This window comes from Syntrophomonas wolfei subsp. methylbutyratica (assembly GCF_001570625.1).
GTDB classification, from domain to species: Bacteria; Bacillota; Syntrophomonadia; order Syntrophomonadales; family Syntrophomonadaceae; genus Syntrophomonas; species Syntrophomonas methylbutyratica.
In genome coordinates this window covers 1-516 of sequence record NZ_BBQT01000066.1, presented here as the reverse complement: position 1 = coordinate 516, position 516 = coordinate 1, and the positions used below count along the sequence as shown (strand labels likewise).

The 516-nt window shown below is 42.6% G+C and carries 1 protein-coding gene; it reads right to left on the bottom strand.

Annotated elements, in window-relative coordinates; genetic code table 11:
- Positions 1 to 163 precede the first annotated feature (163 nt).
- The coding region (locus AWB54_RS15030) for a DUF4351 domain-containing protein (RefSeq protein WP_153014774.1) at positions 164 to 516 on the bottom strand (353 nt) is incomplete at its 5' end.

Here is a 516-nt window from a genome sequence, read left to right as displayed (position 1 = left end):
ATTTTTTCAAATCTTATTCCCCCCATAAATCAATAATTATATATATTTTACCATATTAGTATATATAAAGCGCGGCCTCCCAGCTTGCTGGGAGGCCGCGCCGCCGGCGTTTACCGTAAAATGGTAAACGCTAAATGCCTTTATTAATTGGTACCCGCTATATTTATCTGTTTATGAAATTATCGACCTCATCGAGTGTCCCTAAATCAAATATTTCTTCTGCCAAGTTCTGCAACTTTTCCGTTGGCATAGTCATCACCCTGTTTTCCATTTCAACCGGCAAATATCCAAACTTCTTTTTCAACTGTCGCAGCAGTATGCTGGCCTGGCCTTCCACTTTACCTTCCGCTATGCCTTCAGCTATGCCTTCCATCTTTGCTTCGTAAAGAGCTGAATTTCTGTCTAATATGGCTTTTCGTCTGAGTTCGTAGAGTTCTCTTTCCCTGGGATTGGAAGCCATTTGTTCCAACACCCGTTTCGCTTTCCCGATGGCGGGATCTTCTTTAGCCAACCTGT